The following is a 20,367-nucleotide window of genomic DNA, read 5'->3' as shown; positions in this document are numbered from 1 at the left end:
TTAGAAACGGCGGTGGCCATCAACAACAGCTAAGAGGCCATCGCCTCCGGCGGCTTCCCCTCGTTCTTCCCTTCCGCCAGGTTCCGCACCACCACATAGAAGATCGGCGTGAACAGCAGCCCGAACAGCGTGACGCCGATCATGCCGAAGAACACGGCGACGCCGACGGCTTGCCGCATCTCCGAGCCTGAACCGGACGAGATCACCAGCGGCAGCACGCCGAGGATGAAGGCGAAGGACGTCATCAGGATCGGCCGCAGCCGCAGGCGGCAGGCCTCGATCACGGCCTCCAGCCGCGGCTTGCCTTCCTTCTCGATGTCGCGCGCGAACTCGACGATCAGGATCGCGTTTTTCGCCGCCAATCCCACCAGCACGACGAAGCCGATCTGGGTGAGAATGTTGACGTCCTGCCCCATGAGACGCACGCCGATGGTGGCAGCAAGCAGGCACATCGGCACGATCAGGATCACCGCAAACGGCAAGGTCCAGCTGCCATATTGCGCGGCGAGCACGAGATAGACGAACAGCACGCAGATCGGGAACACGTAAAGGCCGGCATTACCGCCGGTGACCTGCTGATAGGACAGGTCCGTCCATTCGAAGGTGAAGCCGCTCGGCAAGATGTCGTCGGCGAGCTTCTTGATGGCGTTGAGCGCGGTGGTCGAGCTCGTCCCAGGCGCCGGCTCGCCCTGGAGCTCGGACGCCGCATAGAGATTGTAGCGCGCGACTCGGTCCGGACCCGAGACATCCTTGAAGTCGACCACGCTGCCGAGCATCACCATGTCGCCGGAGGCATTTCGCGTGCGCAAGCGCGAGAGATCGGCCGGCTCTTTGCGGAACGGAAAATCAGCCTGCGCGGTGACGTGATAGGTGCGGCCGAACAGGTTGAAGTCGTTGACATAGGTCGATCCGAAATAGGTCTGGATCGTGTCGTTGATGTTGGCGATGGGTACGCCGAGCTTCTGCGCCTTGGTGCGGTCGATGTCGACGAACAGCTGCGGCGTACTGGCCGAGAACGGCGAGAACACCGTGGGGCCGAGGAGCAAGGGCGATTTGCGCGCGGCGGCGACGAGTTCGTCGGTTGCTGACGCCAGCAACTCGGGCCCGCGGCCCTGGCGGTCCTGGATGCGGATGGTGAAGCCGCCGCCGGTACCGATGCCGGGCACGGCCGGCGGTGGAATGACGATGATGAACGCGCTCTGGATCGCGGCGAGCCGCTTGCGCAGCTCGGCCGTGATGGCGTTCGCCGTCAGCCCCTTCTTCAGGCGCACCTCTGGTTCATCGAACACCGGAAACAGTGCGGCCGCGTTGCCGGCCTGCGTGCGCGTCGCGCCGGAGAAGCCCGCGAAAGCGGCAACACGGATGATACCCGGCGTATCCAGCGAGATCCGCTCGATCTCTCGCACGATCTCCGTGGTGCGCGCGAGCGACGCCGCTCCGGGCAATTGCACAGAGATGATGACGTAGCCGCGGTCTTGCGCGGGGATGAAGCCCTGCGACGTCGTGCCTATCAACCAGCCGGCGCTGCCGATCAGCACGACATAGATCAGGATCATCACCACCGAGTGCCGGATCACGAAATTGGCGACGCCGGCATAGCCATGCGCCAGCCGGTCGAACAGACGGTTGAAAGCGCCGGTGAAGGCGTTCCAGCCGCGCGCGAGCAGATTCCACGAGGCAGGCGGCCGCTTCTCTTCGTGAGGGGTGAGAATCTGCGAGGCCAGCGCCGGCGAGAGCGTCAGAGAGCAGAAGCAGGAAATTGCGGTCGCAACCGCGATGGTGACGGCAAATTGCTGGAAGAACTGTCCGGAAATGCCACCTATGAACGCCGTCGGCACGAACACCGCGCAGAGCACCAGCGCAATCGAGACCAGCGCGCCGCCCACCTCCTCCATGGTCTTCAGCGCAGCGTCGCGCCGGCTCAGGCCGTGCTCGAGATGCCGCTCGACATTCTCGACCACGACGATGGCGTCGTCGACGACGATGCCGACGGCAAGCACGAGCCCGAACAGCGTCAGATTGTTGATGGAGAAGCCGAGCGCCGCCATCACCGCGAAAGTGCCGACCAGCGACACAGGAATCGCGATGATCGGGATGATCGCCGGCCGCCAGCCCTGCAGGAACACCAGCACGACGATGACCACGAGCAGCATGGCCTCGTAGATGGTCTTGATCAGCTCGTGAACGGACTGCGCGATGAACTCGGTCGGGTTGTAGCCGATGTTGTAGTCGAGCCCCTTCGGAAAGCTCTCCTTGAGCTTCGTCATGGTGTCGGAGATGCTCTTGGCGGTCGCGAGCGCATTCGACCCCGGCCGCTGCGTCACCAGCATGGCTACGGCGGATTTGCGCAGCAGGAAGCTGTTGGTCGAATAGGCGAGAGCACCGAGCTCGATGCGGGCGACGTCACGCAGGCGTACCGTGCGGCCGTCGGAGCCGGCCTTGATCAGGATGTCCTCGAACTGCTTCTGGTCCTTCAATCGCCCTGTGAAAACCAGATTCGGCTGAAAGGCGCGGTCCGCGATCGGAGGCTCGGCGATCTGGCCGCCCGCGATCTGCACGTTCTGGGCACGGATCGCGGCCAGCACCTCGGTGGAGGTCAGGCCGAGATTGGCGATGCGGTCAGGATCGAGCCACAACCGCATCGAATAGTCGCGCGCGCCAAAGATCTGGATGTCGCCGACGCCGTCGATACGCAGCAGCTGATCGCGAACCTGGAGCAGGGCGTAGTTGGAGATGTAGAGCTGGTCGAACGTGTCGTCGGGCGACAGCATGAACACGACCATCAAAATGTCGGGCGAGTTCTTGCGGGTGACGACGCCGTTGCGCTGCACCTCGTCCGGCAGCTGCGGCTGCGCGATCGCGACGCGGTTCTGCACCAGCACCTGCGCCTTGTCGAGATCGGTGCCGAGCTTGAAGGTGACGGTGATGGTGAGCTGGCCGTTCGAGGTTGCCTGGCTGTAGAGATACAGCATATCCTCGACGCCGTTGATCTGCTGCTCGATCGGAGCGGCCACGGTATCGGACACGGTTTGCGCCGATGCGCCCGGATATTGCGTGGTGACGACGACGGTCGGCGGCACCACTTGCGGATATTCGGAGACCGGCAGCGTGGAGTAGGCGAGCGCGCCGACGATCAGGAGCACGATCGACAGCACCATCGCCAAAATGGGCTGGTTGATGGAGAGGCGGCCAAGATTCATGACTTGTCACCCGCCTTCGCACCGGTCTTGGCACCGGCCGGCGCTTGAGCGGGAGACGGGGCGACCTTGGCGCCGACGCGGGCGCGCTGGATGCCGTTGACGATAACGCGGTCCTCCGCGTTCAACCCTTCGCGGATCACGCGCAGGCCTTCATCGAGCGGCCCCAGCACCACGGGGCGCGCCTCGACGGTGTCGTCGGGCTTCACCACGAACACGATCTTGCGTGACTGGTCGGTCGCGACCGCGACGTCGGGGATCAGCAGCGCCTCGTAAGGCGCGCTGCCGATCAGGCGGACGCGGCCGAACTGACCGGGCAGGATCGAGAGATCGGTGTTCTTGACAACAGCGCGGCTGCGTAGCGTGCCTGTGGAGACATCGAGGCGGTTGTCGAGGAAGTTGATGGCGCCGTCATGCGACGGCTTTGTCTCGGCGGCCAGCGTCACCTGCACCGGGTTCGCGGTGTCACGCGAGCTCGGCCGCTTACCCTCGAACCACAGCTTGCTGTATTTGATGAAGGTGGTCTCATCCATGTCGAAATAGACGTAGATCGGATCGAGCGAGACGATCGAGGTCAGCAGCGTCGACGTCCCGGTATCGCTGCCCTGCACGAGGTTGCCGGGGCTGACGAGATGGCGGCTGACGCGGCCGGTCAGCGGCGCGGTCACATGCGTGAACTCGATATTGAGCCGGGCGGCCTTCAGCGCGCCCTCGGCCTGGGTCACCGAGGCGTGGGCGGCTTGCAAGGCCTGCCGGCGCTGGTCGACGACCTGCTCGGACACCGCACTGGTCTGCACCAGGTTCAGGCCGCGGTCGAGCTCGCGCTTGGCGAGCTCCACCTTGGCGCGGGCGTCAGAGAGCTGACCGTCCGCCTGCTCGGCCACCGCTTCGAACGGGCGCGGGTCGATGACATAGAGCAGGTCGCCCTGATGCACGATCGCGCCGTCCTGGAACTCGACCGAGTTGACGAAGCCGCCGACGCGGGGGCGCACCTGCACCTCCTCGACCGCCTCGAAGCGGCCGGTGAACTCGTCCCAATCGGTGACGGTGCGCTTGACCGGCTGGGCCACGGTGACCGGCGGAGGTGGCGGCGCTGCGGCTTGCGAGCTCGGCTGTCCGCAACCGCTGAGCGCGAACGCGGCTGCGAGAAGGCCGGCTATGGCGTAAGGCACAACATAGGGCCTGGGCTGGACGAAATCGTGCGTTTTGACACATTGCTCGCTTCCGTCCGGTCCAGTCATCCCAGGTCCTCGCATAAAAGCCGCGGAAAATGCAGGGTAAGTACCTACCCGCGGGGGACACAACATGGGTCACCATGATGAAATCTTCAAGACGAATGCGTACGCAATGCCCGGCACGAGGTCCTAACCGGATGACGGGTTGACAGGGCTTGCTCGGCCTCTCCCGCTTGCGGGAGAGGCCGACGCGCTCGCAGAGCGCGGCGGGTGAGGGCTCTCGCCACGCAGGGACGTCCTCCGCAATTCTCAACAATCCCGACGCGGAGACACCCCCACCCCAGCCCTCCCCCGCAAGCGGGAGAGGGAGCCCAGCGCCGATGCCGCCGCATGGTGCACACCATATGCGATTGCCCTGCCGCACGCGGGGAGAGGGGAGGAAGAGCCAGCGTCTTCGCACATGACGAGGGATGCCTCCTCGTCTAGATTACCCCGTACAAGAACAAGACGAATAGTCCGGGGAGGACAGGCGTGCATCAGGGACGTGTCGTATACGGCGCGATCGAGGAGGTCGTGTTCGGCCATCCGGCGACTGAGGCCATTGTCGCGCAAATGGACCGGCTCGGCACGCGTCGGGCCTTCCTGATGGTCTCGGGCACGTTGAACCGAGAGACCGACGAGATCGCAAAAATCGTCCAGGCGCTGGGTCCGCGCTGCGCCGGGCTGTTCGATGCGATGCCCGCGCACACGCCGCGCGAGGCGGTGATCGCGGCAACCAATGCGGCGCGCGAGGCCGGCGCCGACCTCATCGTCACCGTGGGCGGCGGCTCGATCACCGATGGCGCCAAGGCGGTGCAGCTCTGCCTTGCCAACGGCATCGACGATATCGACGGCATCGAGCGTATCCGCGTGCACAAGGGCATCGCACCGGAGATGACGCCGCCGACCGTGCGCCAGATCAGCGTGCCGACCACGATTGCCGGCGGCGAGTTCTCGTCGATCGCCGGCGTCACCGACCGCAGCACCCATGTGAAGCAGATGCTGCGGCATCCGCTCGCCGTGCCGCGTGCGACCATCCTCGATCCCGCCATCACCGTGCACACGCCGGAATGGTTGTTTCTCTCGACCGGCATCCGCGCCATCGACCATTGCGTCGAGGCGATCTGCTCGCGCGAGACCCACCCTTATGCCGACGCGCAATCAGTGAAGGGCCTCGCCATGCTCGCCGACGCGCTGCCGCGGGTGAAGGCCGACGCAAGCGATCTCGACGCTCGGATGGATGCGCAGATCGGCACCTGGCTGTCGATGGGCGCACTCGCGGCCGGCGTGCCGATGGGCGCGAGCCACGGCATCGGATACGTGCTGGGCGCGGCCTTCGACGTGCCGCACGGCTACACCTCCTGCATCATGCTGCCGGCGGTGATGCGCTGGAATGCGAGCGCCAACGCCGAGCGCCAGATGATCGTCTCAGCCGCCATGGGTTTTCCCGGCCATAACGCCGCCGACGTGCTCGATGCCTTCATCCGCTCGCTCGGCATGCCGCGTAGCCTCGCCGATGTGCGTGTCTCGCCCGAGCATTTCGATGCTATCGCCGAACAGGCGATGCGCACGAACTGGATCCCACGCAATCCGCGCAAGATCGAGAGCCCAGCGCAGGTTCGCGAAATCCTGCTTCTAGCCGCATAATCCAGAGCCGGAGGACTGATGTACCCAGGTCAGCATGCCCGTCTGCGCCCGCTGCAACCCGCCTTCATCATGGCGGCGACGGGCGAAGCCGTCACCTATCGCGAGCTCGATGCGCGCAGCAACCGGCTGGCACATCTGTTTCGCAAACATGGATTGAAGCGGCGCGATCACTACTCGATCTTCATGGAGAACAATCCCCGCTATCTCGAAGCCTGCGGGGCGGGCGAGCGATCCGGCCTCTACTATACCTGCATCAACTCCTTTCTCACCGCGGGCGAGCTGGCTTATCTCCTCGTCAACAGCCAATCAAAAATCCTGATCACGTCGGTGGCTAAGCTCGATATCGCGCGTGAGGCGATCCAGGCTTGTCCCGACATCAAGCTCTGCATCGTTGCCGACGGCCCGGGCGAAAGCGATCGCATCGTCGGCTTGGCGGACGTTACCGCAGACCTTCCGAAGACGCCGATTGCGGATGAGTGGCTCGGCACCTCCATGCTCTATTCGTCGGGCACGACTGGTCGTCCCAAGGGCATTATTCGGCCGCTCCCGGAGGAGCCACCAAAGCACAATCTGGCGCTGTTCGATTTCCTCACCAAACTTTGGCACTATCGAGAAGGCATGGTCTATCTGTCGCCGGCTCCGCTTTATCACTCAGCGCCGCAGGCCGCCGTGAACCTCACGATCCGCATGGGCGGCACCGCGATCATCATGGAGAATTTCGACCCCGAGCGTTACCTCCAGCTCGTGCAACAATGGGGCATCACCCACACGCAGCTGGTCCCGACGATGTTCTCACGGATGCTGAAGCTGCCGGAAGAGGTGCGCTCCCGCTACGACCTCTCCTCGCTCGAGATCGCGATCCACGCCGCCGCGCCCTGCCCCGCGCTGGTCAAGGACGACATCATCAAATGGTGGGGGCCAATCATCCACGAATATTACGGCGCGACCGAAGGCCTCGGCTTCACGGCCTGCAACAGCGAGGAATGGCTCGCGCATCGCGGCACCGTCGGCAAGGTGCTGCTCGGCGACCTCCACATTCTCGACGAGGACATGAAGCCGTGTCCGACCGGCACGCCCGGCCAGGTCTGGTTCAAGACCGGATCGCCGTTCGAATATTTCAACGATCCGGAGAAGACCAAGGAGGCGCGTTCGGCCGACGGCAGCATGAGCACGGTCGGCGATGTCGGCTATGTCGACGAGGACCGCTTCCTCTATCTCACCGATCGCGCGACCTTCATGATCATTTCAGGAGGCGTGAACATCTATCCGCAGGAATGCGAGAATCTGCTGATCACCCATCCCAAGGTCGCGGATGCCGCGGTGTTCGGCGTGCCCAATGCCGATCTCGGCGAGGAGGTGAAGGCGGTGGTGCAGCCGATGCCGGGCGTGATGCCGGGCGACGCGCTCGCCGAGGAGCTGATCGCGTTCTGCGGGGCGTCGTTGTCGCGGCAAAAGGTGCCGCGCTCGGTCGATTTCGAGAAGGAATTGCCGCGTCTGCCGACGGGGAAACTGTACAAGCGGCTGCTGCGGGACCGGTACTGGGGGAACAAGGCGTCGCGGATCGTGTGACGAGTTCTGTCGCGTAGTGTGCACAAGCAAGCGCCACAAACTCCGCTGTCGTCCCGGGGCGCGACGAAGTCGCGAACCCGGGATCCATAACCACAGGGCGGAGTCGTCACGCGAGCAGGTCACTCCGAGTCTTTACCAAACTACTTCCTGTGGTTATGGATCCCGGATCTGCGCTTCGCTTGTCCGGGACGACAGCGGAGTTTGTCGATCGACCGCGCGCAACATCTGCCACAGGAACCACTGTTCGCACCTGCACTCTCACATGATGAGAGCAAGAAGCCCCTGCGGCCTTTCGTCATCCGAATTGCCAAGCGAGCAAACGCCCTTGCCGGTTGCCTCCCTCCGCGCGCGTCGGCTATCGTCCGGTCAACCAGGCCACAAATGGCCCAAAAGACTGATGTCCAGGGAGGACCGAGGATGCGGAGCGTGTGGGCGCTCGCCGCGACGGCGGCGCTATCTTTGCTGGCGTTTTCGACGACGACCTTCGCCGGTGAGCCCAAACAGGGCGGAATCCTGCGGATGTATCACCGCGACAGCCCCGGCAACGCCTCGATTCATGAGGGCGCGACCTATTCGCTCAATGTTCCCTTCATGCCGGTGTTCAACAACCTCGTCATCTACAAGCAGGACGAGGCCCAGAACACGATGGAGAACATCGTCCCCGAGCTCGCAGAGAGCTGGGCCTGGGTCAACGACAACAAGACGCTGACCTTCAAGCTGCGGCAGGGCGTGAAATGGCACGACGGCAAGCCGTTCACCTCGGCCGACGTCAAATGCACCTTCGACATGCTGATGGGCAAGTCGCAGCAGAAGTTCCGGCAGAACCCGCGCAAGAGCTGGTACGACCAGGTCAACGACATCTCGACCAATGGCGATTTCGAGGTGTCCTTCAATTTGAAGCGGCCGCAGCCGTCGCTGCTGGCGCTGTTGGCCTCCGGCTATACGCCGGTCTATCCCTGCCACGTCTCGCCCGGCGACATGCGCACGCATCCGATCGGCACCGGCCCGTTCAAGTTCGTCGAGTTCAAGGCCAATGAATCGATCAAGCTGACGCGGAACGCGGACTATTGGCGCAAGGGCCGGCCCTATCTCGACGGCATCGAGTTCACCATCATCCCCAACCGCTCGACCGCGATCCTCGCCTTCGTCGCCGGCAAGTTCGATATGACCTTCCCGACCGAGGTGAGCATTCCGCTGCTGAAAGACGTGAAATCGCAGGCGCCGAACGCGATCTGCGAGGTCGAGCCGAACAATGTCGCGACCAACATCATCGTCAACTCATCCGCGCCGCCGTTCGACAATATCGACATCCGCAAGGCGATGGCGCTGGCGCTGGACCGCAAGGCGTTCATCTCGATCATGTTCGAGGGCCAGGGCGATGTCGGCGGCACCATGCTGCCGCCACCGAACGGGCTGTGGGGCATGCCGAAGGAGATGCTGCAGACCATTCCCGGATACGGCCCGGACATCAACGCCAACCGCGAGGAAGCCAGGAAGCTGATGCAGAAGGCTGGCTACGGGCCGGACAAGCACCTTGCCGTCAAGGTCTCGACCCGCAACATCCCTGTGTACCGCGACCCTGCCGTGATCCTGATCGACCAGCTCAAGAGCATCTATATCGACGGCGAGCTCGACGTGGTCGAGACCGCGAACTGGTTCCCGAAGATCGCGCGCAAGGACTACATGCTCGGCCTCAATCTGACCGGCAACGCGGTCGACGATCCGGACCAGTCCTTCTACGAGAACTATTCCTGCGGCTCCGAGCGCAACTACACCAATTACTGCAACAAGGAGATCGAGAAGCTGTTCGACGTGCAGTCGCAGGAGACCGACGTCGCCAAGCGCAAGAAGCTGGTGTGGGACATCGACAAGAAGTTGCAGGAGGACGTCGCCCGCCCGATCATCTTCCACGCGCGCACCGGCACCTGCTGGCAGCCCTACGTCAAGGGCGTGACTGTGATGACCAACAGCTCCTATAATGGATACCGGTACGAAGATTTGTGGATGGACAAGTAGCGCGGCAAACGGGCGAGACAGCTCGGCGGGAGGGCGCGAATGTTTGCCTATCTGGTACGGCGCCTGTTCCTGATGCTCGTGACCCTGTTCGGGATCTCGGTCGTCATCTTCTTCCTGTTGCGCATCGTGCCCGGCAATATCGTCGACATCCTGTTCGCGGCGGCCGGTTATGTCGATCCCGCCGACAAGGCCAATCTGGAGAAGGAGCTCGGCATCGACCAGCCGCTGATCGTGCAATATTGGCACTGGATCAGCGGATTTCTGCGCGGCGATTTCGGCTACTCCTATGTCTCGGAGAAGCCGGCGCTTCAGGAGATTTTGCCGCGGATCCCGATCACGGCGCGGCTCGCCGGCCTTGCGCTGCTGTTCTCGGCATCGATCGGCATTCCACTCGGCGTGATCAGCGCGGTCAAACAAGGCACGCGGCTCGACTATGCGTTGCGTGTCCTCAGCCTCAGCGGATTGTCGTTGCCCTCGTTCTGGCTCGGCCTGCTGATCCTCACCGCTTCGGTGGCGATGTTCGGCCAGATCCCGATCTTCAATCCCAATCCGGCCACCTGGCTCGAAGCGTTCGCGACCTATGCCGTGCCGGCCGCCGCCGTCGGATTCCGCAGCGCCGCGCTGACCATGCGCATCACGCGATCCTCCATGCTGGAGGTGCTGCGGCAGGATTATATCCGCACCGCCCGCGCCAAGGGCGCATCGGACGCTGCTGTGAACTATCAGCATGCACTGAAGAACGCGATCCTCCCCGTCATCACCGTGATCGGCATCGAGGCGGCATTTTTGATCGGCGGCCTGATCGTCACTGAGACCGTCTTCAACATCCCCGGCGTCGCGCGCTTCCTGGTGGAGGCGATTCGCTGGCGGGATTATCCGATCGTGCAGAACCTGGTGATGCTGATTGCGGTGGTGGTGGTCAGCGCGAATTTCATCGTCGACATGCTCTACGCCGTGTTCGATCCACGCATCAGATACACGGATTAGGAGATCAACTTGGCTGCGATCGACTACGATGTTGAGTTGAGGCGCGCCGGCGCTCATGCCACCGGTGGCTGGCGGCGCGTGCTGTTCCTGGCGCAGCGGCACGTGCTGGGCGCTGCCGGTCTCGTCATCATGATCGCGTTCCTGTTGACGGCGATCTTCGCGGACTTCATCGCACGTTACGATCCCCTAAGCGTCGATTCCGCCCACGCACTCTTGCGTCCGAGCCTCGCGCACTGGATGGGCACGGATTCCTTCGGCCGCGACGTGTTCAGCCGCATCATCCACGGCGCGCGGATTTCGCTCGCGGTCGGCATCGGCTCGACCGCGCTCGGCGGCTCGATCGGCGTCATCGTCGGTCTGACCTCCGGCTATCTCTCCGGTTGGGTCGATCTCGTGTTCCAGCGCGTCTCAGACATCCTGCAGGCGCTGCCGCTGCTGGTCCTGGCCCTGATCATGACGGCAGCCCTCGGCCCATCCCTGCCGAACGTCATCCTCGCCATTGCCATTCCGCTGATCCCGACTGTCTCACGCGTCACCCGCGCCAACACGCTGGCGCTGCGCGAGCAGCCGTTCGTGGAAGCGGCGAAATCGATCGGCATGAGCGAGATGCGTATCGCGCTCCGTCATGTGCTGCCGAACACACTGGCGCCGCTGATCGTGCTCGCCACGGCCCAGCTCGGCTCGACCATTTTGACCGAAGCTTCGCTCTCCTTCCTCGGCCTCGGCATTCCCGAGCCTTATCCGTCCTGGGGCCGCATGCTCTCCGAGTCCGCCGCCGAATATGTTCGCACCGCGCCATGGCTGGTGATCTTTCCGGGCATCGCCATCAGCCTCGCCGTGTTCGGCGCCAATTTGTTCGGTGACGCCTTGCGCGACATCCTCGATCCCCGGCAGCGCGGCTGATGGCTGACACCTCCGATCTCGTGCTCGACGTGAAGAACCTGAAGACGGTGTTCTTCACCAACTCCGGCCTGTTCAAGGCCGTCGACGACGTCTCCTTCACCGTCAGCCGCGGCGAGACGCTGGCGATCGTCGGCGAATCCGGCTGCGGCAAGAGCGTTACCGCGCTGTCGCTGATGCGGCTGGTGCCCGATCCGCCGGGTCGCATCGTCGGCGGCTCGATCACGCTTGAAGGCACCGATCTGCTGGCGCTGAGCGAAGCTGAGATGCGCAAGATCCGGGGCGATCGCATCTCCATGATCTTCCAGGAGCCGATGACCTCGCTCAACCCGGTGATGCGGATCGGCGACCAGATCGTCGAGGCCGTGCGGCTGCACCGGAACTTGTCGACAAAGCAGGCGCACAACACCTCTGTCGAGATGCTGCGGCTGGTGCGCATCCCCGAGCCGGTACGGCGCGCGCGCGAATATCCGCATCAGCTCTCCGGCGGCATGCGCCAGCGCGCGATGATCGCGATGGCGCTGGCGTGCCGGCCGGCGCTGCTGATCGCGGACGAGCCGACCACCGCGCTCGACGTCACCATCCAGGCGCAGATTCTGGCGCTGATCCTCGATCTCCAGAAGGAGCTCGGCACCGGCCTCGTGCTGATCACGCACGATCTCGGCGTCGTCGCGCAGACCGCGCAGCGGGTGATCGTGATGTATGCGGGCCGGAAGGTCGAGGAGGCCAGCGTCGAGGCACTGTTCGCTGCGCCAAAACATCCCTACACACGCGGGCTGATGGCCTCGATCCCGGCCGTGCCGGCATCCGGCGCCGCAGTGCAGGAGCGGCTGAACGAAATTCCCGGCACCGTGCCGTCGCTGGTGCGACTGCCGAATGGCTGCGCTTTCGCGCCGCGCTGCAAGCTTGCGATCAAACGCTGCGAGGCCGAATATCCACCGCTGACCGACTGGGGCGGCGGCCATCTCGCCGCCTGCTGGCGCGCGGCTGAAGTCGCGGAGGTGGCATGACCGGGCGACTTCTCGAAGTCACCGACCTCAAGAAGCATTACCCGGTGCGCGCCGGCGTACTGCGCCGGCAGGTCGGCACCGTGCACTCGGTCGACGGCGTGTCGTTTTCGCTTGGCGCAGGCGAGACGCTGGGGCTCGTCGGCGAATCCGGCTGCGGCAAGTCGACCGTGGCGCGCAGCGTGCTGCGGCTGATTGAGCCGACCTCGGGACAGATCCGCCTCGATGGCGAGGACATCACGCATCTGTCCAAGGCGGCGCTGCGCCGGCATCGCCGCTCGATGCAGATCGTGTTCCAGGACCCGTTCGCCTCGCTCAATCCGCGCATGACCGCGGGCGATATCGTCGGCGAGCCGCTCGCGGTCCATGGTCTTGCGACCGGCAAGGCGCTGGAGGCGCGCGTCGCAAAGCTGTTCGAGCAGGTGGGCCTCCGGCCCGACCAGATGCGCAACTTCCCGCATCAGTTCTCCGGCGGCCAGCGCCAGCGCATCTGCATCGCGCGGGCGCTGGCGCTCGGGCCGCGCCTGATCGTCTGCGACGAGCCGGTGTCCGCGCTCGATGTCTCGATCCAGGCGCAGGTGATCAATCTGCTGATCGACCTGCAGAAGCAGCACGGCTTTTCGTATCTCTTCATCGCGCACGACCTCGCCGTGGTCGCGCATATCAGCCACCGCGTCGCCGTGATGTATCTCGGCCGCATCGTCGAGATCGCCGACAAGGACGAGCTGTTCCGCAACCCGCGCCATCCCTATACGCAGGCCCTGCTCGCCTCCGTGCCGATCGCCAATCCGCTGGCAAAGAAGCTCGCGCCACTGGTCGACGGCGACGTGCCGAGCCCGGTCAATCCGCCGCCCGGCTGCGCGTTTCACACCCGCTGCCGGTTTGCGATGGAGCGGTGCAGGGTGGAGCGGCCGGTGCTGATGGATACAGGCGACGGGCACCAGGTGGCGTGCTTGCTCAATGACGGGACGGGGCGGCCAGCGTAGGTGCCGTAGGGTGGGCAACGCGAAGCGTGCCCACCATTCCAAACCGCAACCGCCGCACGATGGTGGACACGGCGCTATGCGCCTTTGCCTACCCTACGGATCGCGGAGCGCGTTGATCACCGGCCACGCCGCCAGCGCGGCAGCCAGATGCTTCAGCGTGTGGCCCGAGGCAAGGTGCCCAGTCGCCTCGAACACGGTCACGTCGCCAAGTTCAAAAAGCTTGGCCAGCACATAAAAGAAGATCACGCTGCCCAGTGGCACGCCAAGCGCACCAGGCAGGGGCCGTGTCAGCGCCAGCGCCACGGCAAGCGCCATGCCGCCGAACTGCACGACCACCCATGGCGTGAGGTTCTCGTATGCCACCCAGGCCGCGAGCAGTCCCGCAACCGTCACTAGCACGATCACCGCCTGACCGGCGCGCACGCTGATGCGCTCGCCTGTCGCGATGCCCAGAAAGCCCGCGAAAGCCACCGCCATGCCGAGACGATCGGCCACGAGCCGCTGCGGCGCGTCGGGATCCAGATGATAGAAGCATGATCCCACGCAAGTGAGGATCAGTCCTACGAAGAACCAGCGTGCACCCACGGGCGCATCACGGCGGGCACGCAGGCGCACCAATCCCCAGATAGCCATCGCCAGAAAGAGAAGATTGCTGAGCACGTCACCAGCGTTAGGCACACCCAGCCAGGTGCGGGTGTCGACGAAATGCGGTGTGTGCCATGCGGAGGCAGGCAACGCAGGCGCTAGCAACGCCACCAGCGTCAGGACAATTAGCGCGCCGATCAGATACTTTTCGCGAGCCTGCGGTGGGGCGAACGTGGAACGGGGGGACACTGACAGGAGCATGGCATCGATCTCCGGGCGTGTGGTCGTCAGTATACAACTCACTGGTTGCCACGCGAGAATTGAACGCTGTTCAATGTTCATATTTCAAGAATGAACAATGTTCAATATAATTCGTCGAGGAGCATCCGCCGTTGGTAATGCTTGAGGCAGTCCACAGCACGTTGAGACAAAATCACATTGAAATCATTTGGATTTCCGGATTTTGCGACCGAAAGTGGTGCCGTAGAGTGGGCAAAGCGGAGCGTGCCCACGCATCCTCAATCATGGAAAGTGGGCACGGCGCGTTGCGCTTTTGCCCATACCGAGTTCGCGGCGCTATTCGGCCGCGATCTCGGCCACGATCCTGCCCGTGGTCACCTGCTCGCCCTCGGCGACGTCGATCGCCGAAACCACGCCATCGATGCCGGCCTTGTGGACGTGCTCCATCTTCATCGCCTCCAGCGTCAGCACCGGCTGGCCGGCGGTGACGCGGTCGCCCGGCTTGACCAGCACGGCGACGACGCGGCCGTTCATGGCGGCGCGGACTTTGCCGTCGCCGCCATTGCTTGCGGCGGCCTTCGGCGCCGCGAGGGTGAGATCGATCACCACGAGCGGGATGCCGCGGTGCTGGAGGCAGAGCCGATCGCCGTCGCGCAGGAATCTTGCGCTGTCCATCACGCCATCATGGCGGAAGCGGATGGCGTCGGGATCGATTTGCTCGATCTCGAACTTGTCCTGGCGACCGTCGGTGGCGACGCTGTAGCTGCCGTCGCGCTCACGCGTGACGTCGAGCTCAAGCGCGTGGCCTGCGATCTCGATTTTCGCCGGCAGCGGGAACGTTGCCGACAAGCTCCGGCCACTGCGCCAAGCCGGCGCGCGCGGATTCGTCACGTAGAGCAACAGGCCCGCCAGCGCCGTATGGAATGCAGCGTCCGCGCGCGGCGCCAGCAACTCGTCGCGATGCGCGCCGATGAACGCCGTCGTCGCCTCGCCTTTGGCAAAGCCGGGATGACGCAGACACGACATCAGGAACGCCTGATTGGTCGTCACGCCAAGCGCGGTAAGGCGCTCCAGCCCGACGATCAGTCGTCCCCGCGCCTCCTCACGCGTGGCGCCGTGGCTGATCACCTTGGCGATCATGGAATCGTAGAACGGCGGAATCTCCGAGCCAGATTGCAGTGCGTGCTCGACGCGAATGCCATCAGGCACCTGCCAGCACGCCATGCGGCCGGACTGCGGCATGAAATCCTGCACGGCATCTTCCGAACAGAGCCGCACCTCGATGGCATGACCTGAGAACTTGATGTCCTGCTGCCTCACAGGCAAAGCCTCGCCGCGCGCGACTCGCAATTGCAGCTCGACGAGATCGAGGCCGGTGATCGCTTCGGTCACGGGATGCTCGACCTGAAGGCGCGTGTTCATCTCCATGAAGTAGAACTCGCCGCTGGCATCGAGCAAAAATTCCAGCGTGCCGGCCCCCTCGTAACGCAGCGCCTTCACGGCTGCGATCGCAACCTCGCCCATTTTCGCGCGCAGCGCCGGCGTCACCGCGGGCGATGGCGCCTCCTCGATCAGCTTCTGGTGGCGCCGCTGCACCGAGCAATCGCGCTCACCAAGATGGATGGCATTGCCGTGGCTGTCGCCGAACACTTGGATCTCGATGTGGCGGGGATTTTGGATGGCGCGCTCTAGGATCACAGTGGGATCGCCGAATGCCGCCCTGGCTTCCGACCGTGCGCTGCGCAGGGCATCGGAGAACGATGCAGCCTCGGCGACCAACCGCATGCCGCGCCCGCCGCCGCCAGCGACCGCCTTGATCATCACGGGAAAGCCGATCTTGTTGGCCTCCGCGAGCATGACCTCCTCACCCTGATCAGCGCCTTGATAGCCGGGTACGCAGGGCACGCCGGCCTTCTTCATGATCTCCTTCGCGCCGGCCTTGTTACCCATGGCCACGATCGCCTGCGGCGACGGGCCGATGAAGACGAGGCCGGCATCCTTGCAGCCTCTCGCAAACTCCTCGTTCTCGGCGAGGAAGCCGTAGCCGGGATGCACGGCATCCGCGCCGCTCGCCTTGGCCGCTGCAATGATCGCAGGAATGTTGAGATAGGATTGCGCGGGCAAGGCTTCGCCGATGCGCACGGCCTGATCGGCTTGCTTCACATGAACCGCATCGCGATCAGCGTCCGAATAGACCGCAACGACACCGAGACCGAGCTTCCGCGCACTGCGCATCACGCGCAGCGCGATCTCGCCGCGATTGGCTACCAGGACCTTGAAGAACGGCCGGTGCTGCACTGATCCGTTCCTCATGGGCGGGCCACCGAAAACTGCATACGCTGGGACGCGCGTGCATCGCCTTCGCGGCAGATCGCGAGCACCTCGGAGAGGACCGCGCGGGTATCGCGCGGATCGATCACGCCGTCGTCGAGCACGCGCGCGCTGGTCGAGAACACGTCCATCTGACCGTCGAACACGCCAACGATCTGCGCCTTCATGGCATCCAGTTTGTCCTTCTCGACCGGCTTGCCCCGTCGCGCCGCGGCAGCTTCGGTCACGATCGCCATGGTCTCGGCGGCCTGCTCGCCGCCCATCACCGCAGTCTTGGCGTTCGGCCAGGAGAAGCAGAAGCGCGGATGGAAGCCGCGGCCGCACATGCCGTAATTGCCCGCGCCAAACGAGGCGCCGCAATAGATGGTGATTTGCGGCACCGTCGCCGAGGTCACTGCCTGGATCATCTTCGAGCCGTGCTTGATCATGCCGGCTTCTTCATAAGCCTTTCCGACCATGTAGCCGGTCGTGTTGTTGAGATAGAGCAGCGGCGTGCGGGTCTGGCAGCAGGCCTGGATGAAATGCGTCGCCTTGTTGGCACCGGCCGGATCGAGCGGGCCGTTATTGGTGATGATGCCGATCGCCTGCCCCTCGATGCGGGCATGGCCGCAGACGGTGGCAGGGCCGTAATTTGGCGCCATCTCGGTGAAATCGGAATCATCGATGATGCGCGCGATCACCTGCTTCATGTCGATCGAGCGCTTGTGATCCATCGGCATGATGCCGAGCAGCTCGTCCTGATCGTAGCGCGGCGGCTTGAATTCAGACGGTGCCCTGCCCGGTCGTTCCCATTCCAGCGCGGACATGATTTCGCGCGCGATACGCAGCGCGTCGCGGTCGTCCTCGGCGAGATAATCGCCGAGGCCGGAGATCTGCGTGTGCATCTCGGCGCCGCCGAGCTCTTCCTCGGTTGCGATCTCGCCGGTCGCGGCCTTCAGCAGCGGCGGGCCGGCAAGGAAGGCGCGGGTGCGGCCGCGCACCATGACGATGTAGTCCGAGAGGCCCGTTTGATATGCGCCGCCGGCCGTGGATGAGCCGTGCGTGACCGTGACGACGGGGAGGCCCGCCGCCGAAAGCCGCGCGAGATTGCGAAAGATGTTGCCGCCGCGGACAAAATCCTCGACGCGATAGCGCAGGAGATTGGCGCCGGCGCTTTCGACGAGTTGCACGTAAGGCAGCTTGTTCTCGAGCGCGAGCTCCTGCACCCGCAGCGTCTTGTCGAGGCCGTAGGGCTGCAGCGCGCCGGCATCGATGCCGGAATCGCTGGCGCTGACCATGCAGCGGACGCCCGAGACGAAGCCGATGCCGGCGATGACACCGCCGCCCGGCACGCTCTTGCTCGCATCCGGCAAATCGAACATGTAGCCGGCGAGCGTCGACAGCTCGATGAAGGGCGCACCGGGATCGAGCACCAGCGCGACGCGCTCGCGCGGCAGCAGCTGGCCGCGTTTGTGGAAGCGATCCTTTGCTACGGCCGACGCCGCACGCGTGCGCTCTTCCAGCGCGCGCATACGGTCGATCAGCGCGAGCATGCCGTCACGATTGGCATGGTAGGCGGCGCTGCCGGGGGAAATGGTGTTTTCAAGAATGGACATGACTTGATCCTACCCGTCATTGCGAGGAGCAAGGCGACGAAGCAATCCAGTCTGTTGCCGCGGATACACTCTGGATTGCTTCGCTTCGCTCGCAATGACGGCTGGGGCTACGTTCAGAGATTCGTCCCAAAGATCTTCCGCGCCTCGGCGGGGCTCGCGATCTCGCGGCCGGCACGGCGGGCGCAGGCGGCGATGGCCTCGATCAGCTGGCCGTTCGACGTCACTTTCTTGCCGTCGGCGAGATAGAAGGCGTCCTCCAGGCCAGTGCGCAAATGACCGCCAAGCTCGGCGCACCGCTGGTGCAGCGGCCAGATCTCCTCGCGGCCGATCGCCGTGACCTGAAAATGCGCTTCGGGACGCTTCAGCTTGATCAGGATCGGCAGCAGATCGGGATCCGACGGCATCCCCGAAGCGACCCCCATCACGAAGTTATACTCGAGCGGGCCTTTGTACATGCCGACCTGATGGTACATGCCGACGCAGCGGACGATACCGACATCAAAACATTCAAACTCGGGGATGGTGCCGACCGCGTTCATGACGTCGAGATAATCCTTCACCTTCTCGACCGCGTTATCGAACATCATCGGCGGCCAGGCCCAGCTGTTGTCGGCCTTGACCTTCAGGTAATTCAGCGAGCCGGCGTTGCAGGCGGCGATCTCCGGCCTGGTCTCGCGGATGCAATCCAGCGCGCCGGAGTAGTTCGGCCCGGAGACGCCCGAGGTGTGATTGATGATGACGCCGGGGCAGGCTTCACGGATCGCCTGCTGGATCTCCTTGCTGACGGCAACCTCCCAGGACGGCAGATGCCCCTTGTTCGGCGCCTGCTGGCGCAGATGGATGTGCATGATGGACGCGCCCGCATCGAACGCAGCCTTGGCCTCGCGCGCCATCTGCTCGGGCGTCACCGGCACGTTGTGCTGCTTCGGGTCGGTGAGCACGCCGTTCAGCGCGCAGGTGATGACGGCCTTGTCGCTCATACCACAGATGTCTCGCACGTTGAGAATTCAACGGTTGCGATCATGTGATGCGCGGCATGCGGCTTCTTGCGCGGAGAAGCTAGCTAAAGACGAGCTATCGTAGGGTGGGCAAAGGCGCTTTGCGCCGTGCCCACCATATTTCGGCAATTGAGAAAGACGGTGGGCACGCTTCGCTTTGCCCACCCTACGAGAGCGGCGCTAGCTCGCCTCCGCGAGCCGCACCGTCTCGCTGCTGCGATAGATCGCGAGGTCGCGCGAGCCGACGAAGATCGCGCGCGGCTTCAATCCGTAGAAGCGGCGGATCGAATGGCTGAAATGGGTCGAGTCAGGATAGCCGATATCCTGCGCGAGATGGGCGAGGTTGAGGTCCTGGTTGGCGAAATGCAGCAGATGCCGCGCACGCTTCCAGGCCCGGAAGGAGCGGAACGAGATGCCGGTCTCTTCCTTGAACAGATGCAGGAAGCGCGAGGCTGAAAGACCGGCTTCGGCCGCGCACGTATCCGCCGTCACCGGCTCGCCCGTGAAGCGCCCGATGCGGGCGACAGCGCGCATGACCCGCGGGTCGAGCACGCGGCGCGGTAGCGCCTCGCCAAAACACATCTCGTCGAATTCAGCGGTGTTGATGTCGCCATAACGGCGCTGGCGCAGCAGCGCGTAGGCAGCGAGGATTTTTCGGGCATAGACCGCGCGATCCGGTCCCATCAGTCGCTGGGCCAAAGCCTCGATCACGCCATCCGGCATGCTTTCCGGCTCGAGCGTGACGCTGATTGCAGTGCGGTAGTCGCTGGCAATGGAATGCCGCTGGTTCGGCAGGGTGACGAACAGTTCGGCGGTGACGAGGACATCGTCGATGGTCAGATGCAGGCTGCCTTTCACGGCGACATAGACGTGGCAGCAACCTGGGGTCCGCTTGCGGGGCCTGCCGAGCAAGCCGGCGTAGAAGACCCGCTCCGGGGTGATCAGCATCAGATGGTCGGATTCGCGACCTTTATCTTCCATTGGGATCCTCCTCGCGCGGCTCTTTGGCCGCTGCGGACGGAGGTCACCTTAGCGGAAATTTGGGCGCTGTCACGACGCGATAGCGCTGTCATGGCGCGCAAAAGATTACCATTC

At 64.2% G+C, this 20,367-nt stretch carries 14 protein-coding genes; 7 read left to right on the top strand and 7 right to left on the bottom strand.

Annotated features, from left to right (window positions below; genetic code table 11):
• Positions 1-29: 29 nt before the first annotated feature.
• Together V1280_RS31910 and V1280_RS31905 are read right to left on the bottom strand one after the other, a co-directional pair.
• Positions 30-3,200: an efflux RND transporter permease subunit gene (locus V1280_RS31910; RefSeq protein ID WP_334533797.1), complete on the bottom strand. Its 3,171-nt coding sequence runs from the start codon at positions 3,198-3,200 to the stop codon at positions 30-32.
• On the bottom strand, positions 3,197-4,438 hold the full coding sequence (locus V1280_RS31905; RefSeq protein ID WP_334533794.1) for an efflux RND transporter periplasmic adaptor subunit: 1,242 nt from the start codon (positions 4,436-4,438) through the stop codon (positions 3,197-3,199). The genes V1280_RS31910 and V1280_RS31905 overlap by 4 nt, the downstream gene beginning before the upstream one ends.
• A gap of 465 nt (positions 4,439-4,903) precedes the next feature.
• On the opposite strand from V1280_RS31905, the gene V1280_RS31900 reads away from it, so the two are divergent.
• From V1280_RS31900 to V1280_RS31870, 7 genes are all read left to right on the top strand, one after another.
• On the top strand, positions 4,904-6,058 hold the full coding sequence (locus V1280_RS31900) for an iron-containing alcohol dehydrogenase (RefSeq protein ID WP_334533791.1): 1,155 nt from the start codon (positions 4,904-4,906) through the stop codon (positions 6,056-6,058).
• Between the two features lie 18 nt (positions 6,059-6,076).
• On the top strand, positions 6,077-7,627 hold the full coding sequence (locus V1280_RS31895) for an AMP-binding protein (RefSeq protein ID WP_334533788.1): 1,551 nt from the start codon (positions 6,077-6,079) through the stop codon (positions 7,625-7,627).
• 417 nt (positions 7,628-8,044) lie between these two features.
• Positions 8,045-9,643 carry an ABC transporter substrate-binding protein gene (locus V1280_RS31890; RefSeq protein WP_334533785.1) on the top strand — a complete coding sequence of 533 codons (1,599 nt, stop codon included), beginning with the start codon at positions 8,045-8,047 and terminating at the stop codon, positions 9,641-9,643.
• Positions 9,644-9,682: 39 nt separating this feature from the next.
• Positions 9,683-10,630 (top strand): ABC transporter permease, encoded by a 948-nt coding sequence (locus V1280_RS31885; protein ID WP_334533782.1) that lies wholly within the window; start codon positions 9,683-9,685, stop codon positions 10,628-10,630.
• 9 nt (positions 10,631-10,639) lie between these two features.
• Positions 10,640-11,533 (top strand): ABC transporter permease, encoded by an 894-nt coding sequence (locus tag V1280_RS31880; protein WP_334533779.1) that lies wholly within the window; start codon positions 10,640-10,642, stop codon positions 11,531-11,533.
• Positions 11,533-12,540: an ABC transporter ATP-binding protein gene (locus tag V1280_RS31875; RefSeq protein ID WP_334533776.1), complete on the top strand. Its 1,008-nt coding sequence runs from the start codon at positions 11,533-11,535 to the stop codon at positions 12,538-12,540. Before V1280_RS31880 ends, V1280_RS31875 begins: the two co-directional genes overlap by 1 nt.
• On the top strand, positions 12,537-13,523 hold the full coding sequence (locus V1280_RS31870; protein ID WP_334533773.1) for an ABC transporter ATP-binding protein: 987 nt from the start codon (positions 12,537-12,539) through the stop codon (positions 13,521-13,523). The genes V1280_RS31875 and V1280_RS31870 overlap by 4 nt, the downstream gene beginning before the upstream one ends.
• A gap of 93 nt (positions 13,524-13,616) precedes the next feature.
• Here V1280_RS31870 and V1280_RS31865 read toward each other — a convergent pair whose 3' ends face one another.
• The 5 genes from V1280_RS31865 to V1280_RS31845 all read right to left on the bottom strand — a co-directional run bounded on the left by V1280_RS31865 (position 13,617) and on the right by V1280_RS31845 (position 20,253).
• Positions 13,617-14,369: a hypothetical protein gene (locus V1280_RS31865; protein WP_334533770.1), complete on the bottom strand. Its 753-nt coding sequence runs from the start codon at positions 14,367-14,369 to the stop codon at positions 13,617-13,619.
• A gap of 315 nt (positions 14,370-14,684) precedes the next feature.
• Positions 14,685-16,661 (bottom strand): acetyl-CoA carboxylase biotin carboxylase subunit, encoded by a 1,977-nt coding sequence (locus V1280_RS31860; RefSeq protein ID WP_334533767.1) that lies wholly within the window; start codon positions 16,659-16,661, stop codon positions 14,685-14,687.
• Positions 16,658-18,274 carry an acyl-CoA carboxylase subunit beta gene (locus V1280_RS31855; RefSeq protein WP_334533764.1) on the bottom strand — a complete coding sequence of 539 codons (1,617 nt, stop codon included), beginning with the start codon at positions 18,272-18,274 and terminating at the stop codon, positions 16,658-16,660. Before V1280_RS31855 ends, V1280_RS31860 begins: the two co-directional genes overlap by 4 nt.
• A gap of 113 nt (positions 18,275-18,387) precedes the next feature.
• Positions 18,388-19,254, bottom strand: a complete 867-nt coding sequence (locus tag V1280_RS31850) for a 3-keto-5-aminohexanoate cleavage protein (protein ID WP_334533761.1) — start codon at positions 19,252-19,254, stop codon at positions 18,388-18,390.
• A 198-nt stretch (positions 19,255-19,452) separates the two neighbouring features.
• Positions 19,453-20,253: an AraC family transcriptional regulator gene (locus tag V1280_RS31845; protein ID WP_334533759.1), complete on the bottom strand. Its 801-nt coding sequence runs from the start codon at positions 20,251-20,253 to the stop codon at positions 19,453-19,455.
• Positions 20,254-20,367: the final 114 nt, after the last annotated feature.

Source organism: Bradyrhizobium sp. AZCC 2230, assembly GCF_036924495.1.
In the GTDB taxonomy this organism is placed as follows: Bacteria; Pseudomonadota; Alphaproteobacteria; order Rhizobiales; family Xanthobacteraceae; genus Bradyrhizobium; species Bradyrhizobium rifense.
This window is presented reverse-complemented; position numbering and strand designations above follow the sequence as displayed.

Coding starts and splice junctions, on each gene's coding strand:
- V1280_RS31910 (WP_334533797.1), bottom strand. CDS start 3,200: ATGAATCTTGGCCGCCTCTCCATCAACCAGCCCATTTTGGCGATGGTG.
- V1280_RS31905 (WP_334533794.1), bottom strand. CDS start 4,438: ATGACTGGACCGGACGGAAGCGAGCAATGTGTCAAAACGCACGATTTC.
- V1280_RS31895 (WP_334533788.1), top strand. CDS start 6,077: ATGTACCCAGGTCAGCATGCCCGTCTGCGCCCGCTGCAACCCGCCTTC.
- V1280_RS31890 (WP_334533785.1), top strand. CDS start 8,045: ATGCGGAGCGTGTGGGCGCTCGCCGCGACGGCGGCGCTATCTTTGCTG.
- V1280_RS31885 (WP_334533782.1), top strand. CDS start 9,683: ATGTTTGCCTATCTGGTACGGCGCCTGTTCCTGATGCTCGTGACCCTG.
- V1280_RS31875 (WP_334533776.1), top strand. CDS start 11,533: ATGGCTGACACCTCCGATCTCGTGCTCGACGTGAAGAACCTGAAGACG.
- V1280_RS31870 (WP_334533773.1), top strand. CDS start 12,537: ATGACCGGGCGACTTCTCGAAGTCACCGACCTCAAGAAGCATTACCCG.
- V1280_RS31865 (WP_334533770.1), bottom strand. CDS start 14,369: ATGCTCCTGTCAGTGTCCCCCCGTTCCACGTTCGCCCCACCGCAGGCT.
- V1280_RS31860 (WP_334533767.1), bottom strand. CDS start 16,661: ATGAGGAACGGATCAGTGCAGCACCGGCCGTTCTTCAAGGTCCTGGTA.
- V1280_RS31855 (WP_334533764.1), bottom strand. CDS start 18,274: ATGTCCATTCTTGAAAACACCATTTCCCCCGGCAGCGCCGCCTACCAT.
- V1280_RS31850 (WP_334533761.1), bottom strand. CDS start 19,254: ATGAGCGACAAGGCCGTCATCACCTGCGCGCTGAACGGCGTGCTCACC.
- V1280_RS31845 (WP_334533759.1), bottom strand. CDS start 20,253: ATGGAAGATAAAGGTCGCGAATCCGACCATCTGATGCTGATCACCCCG.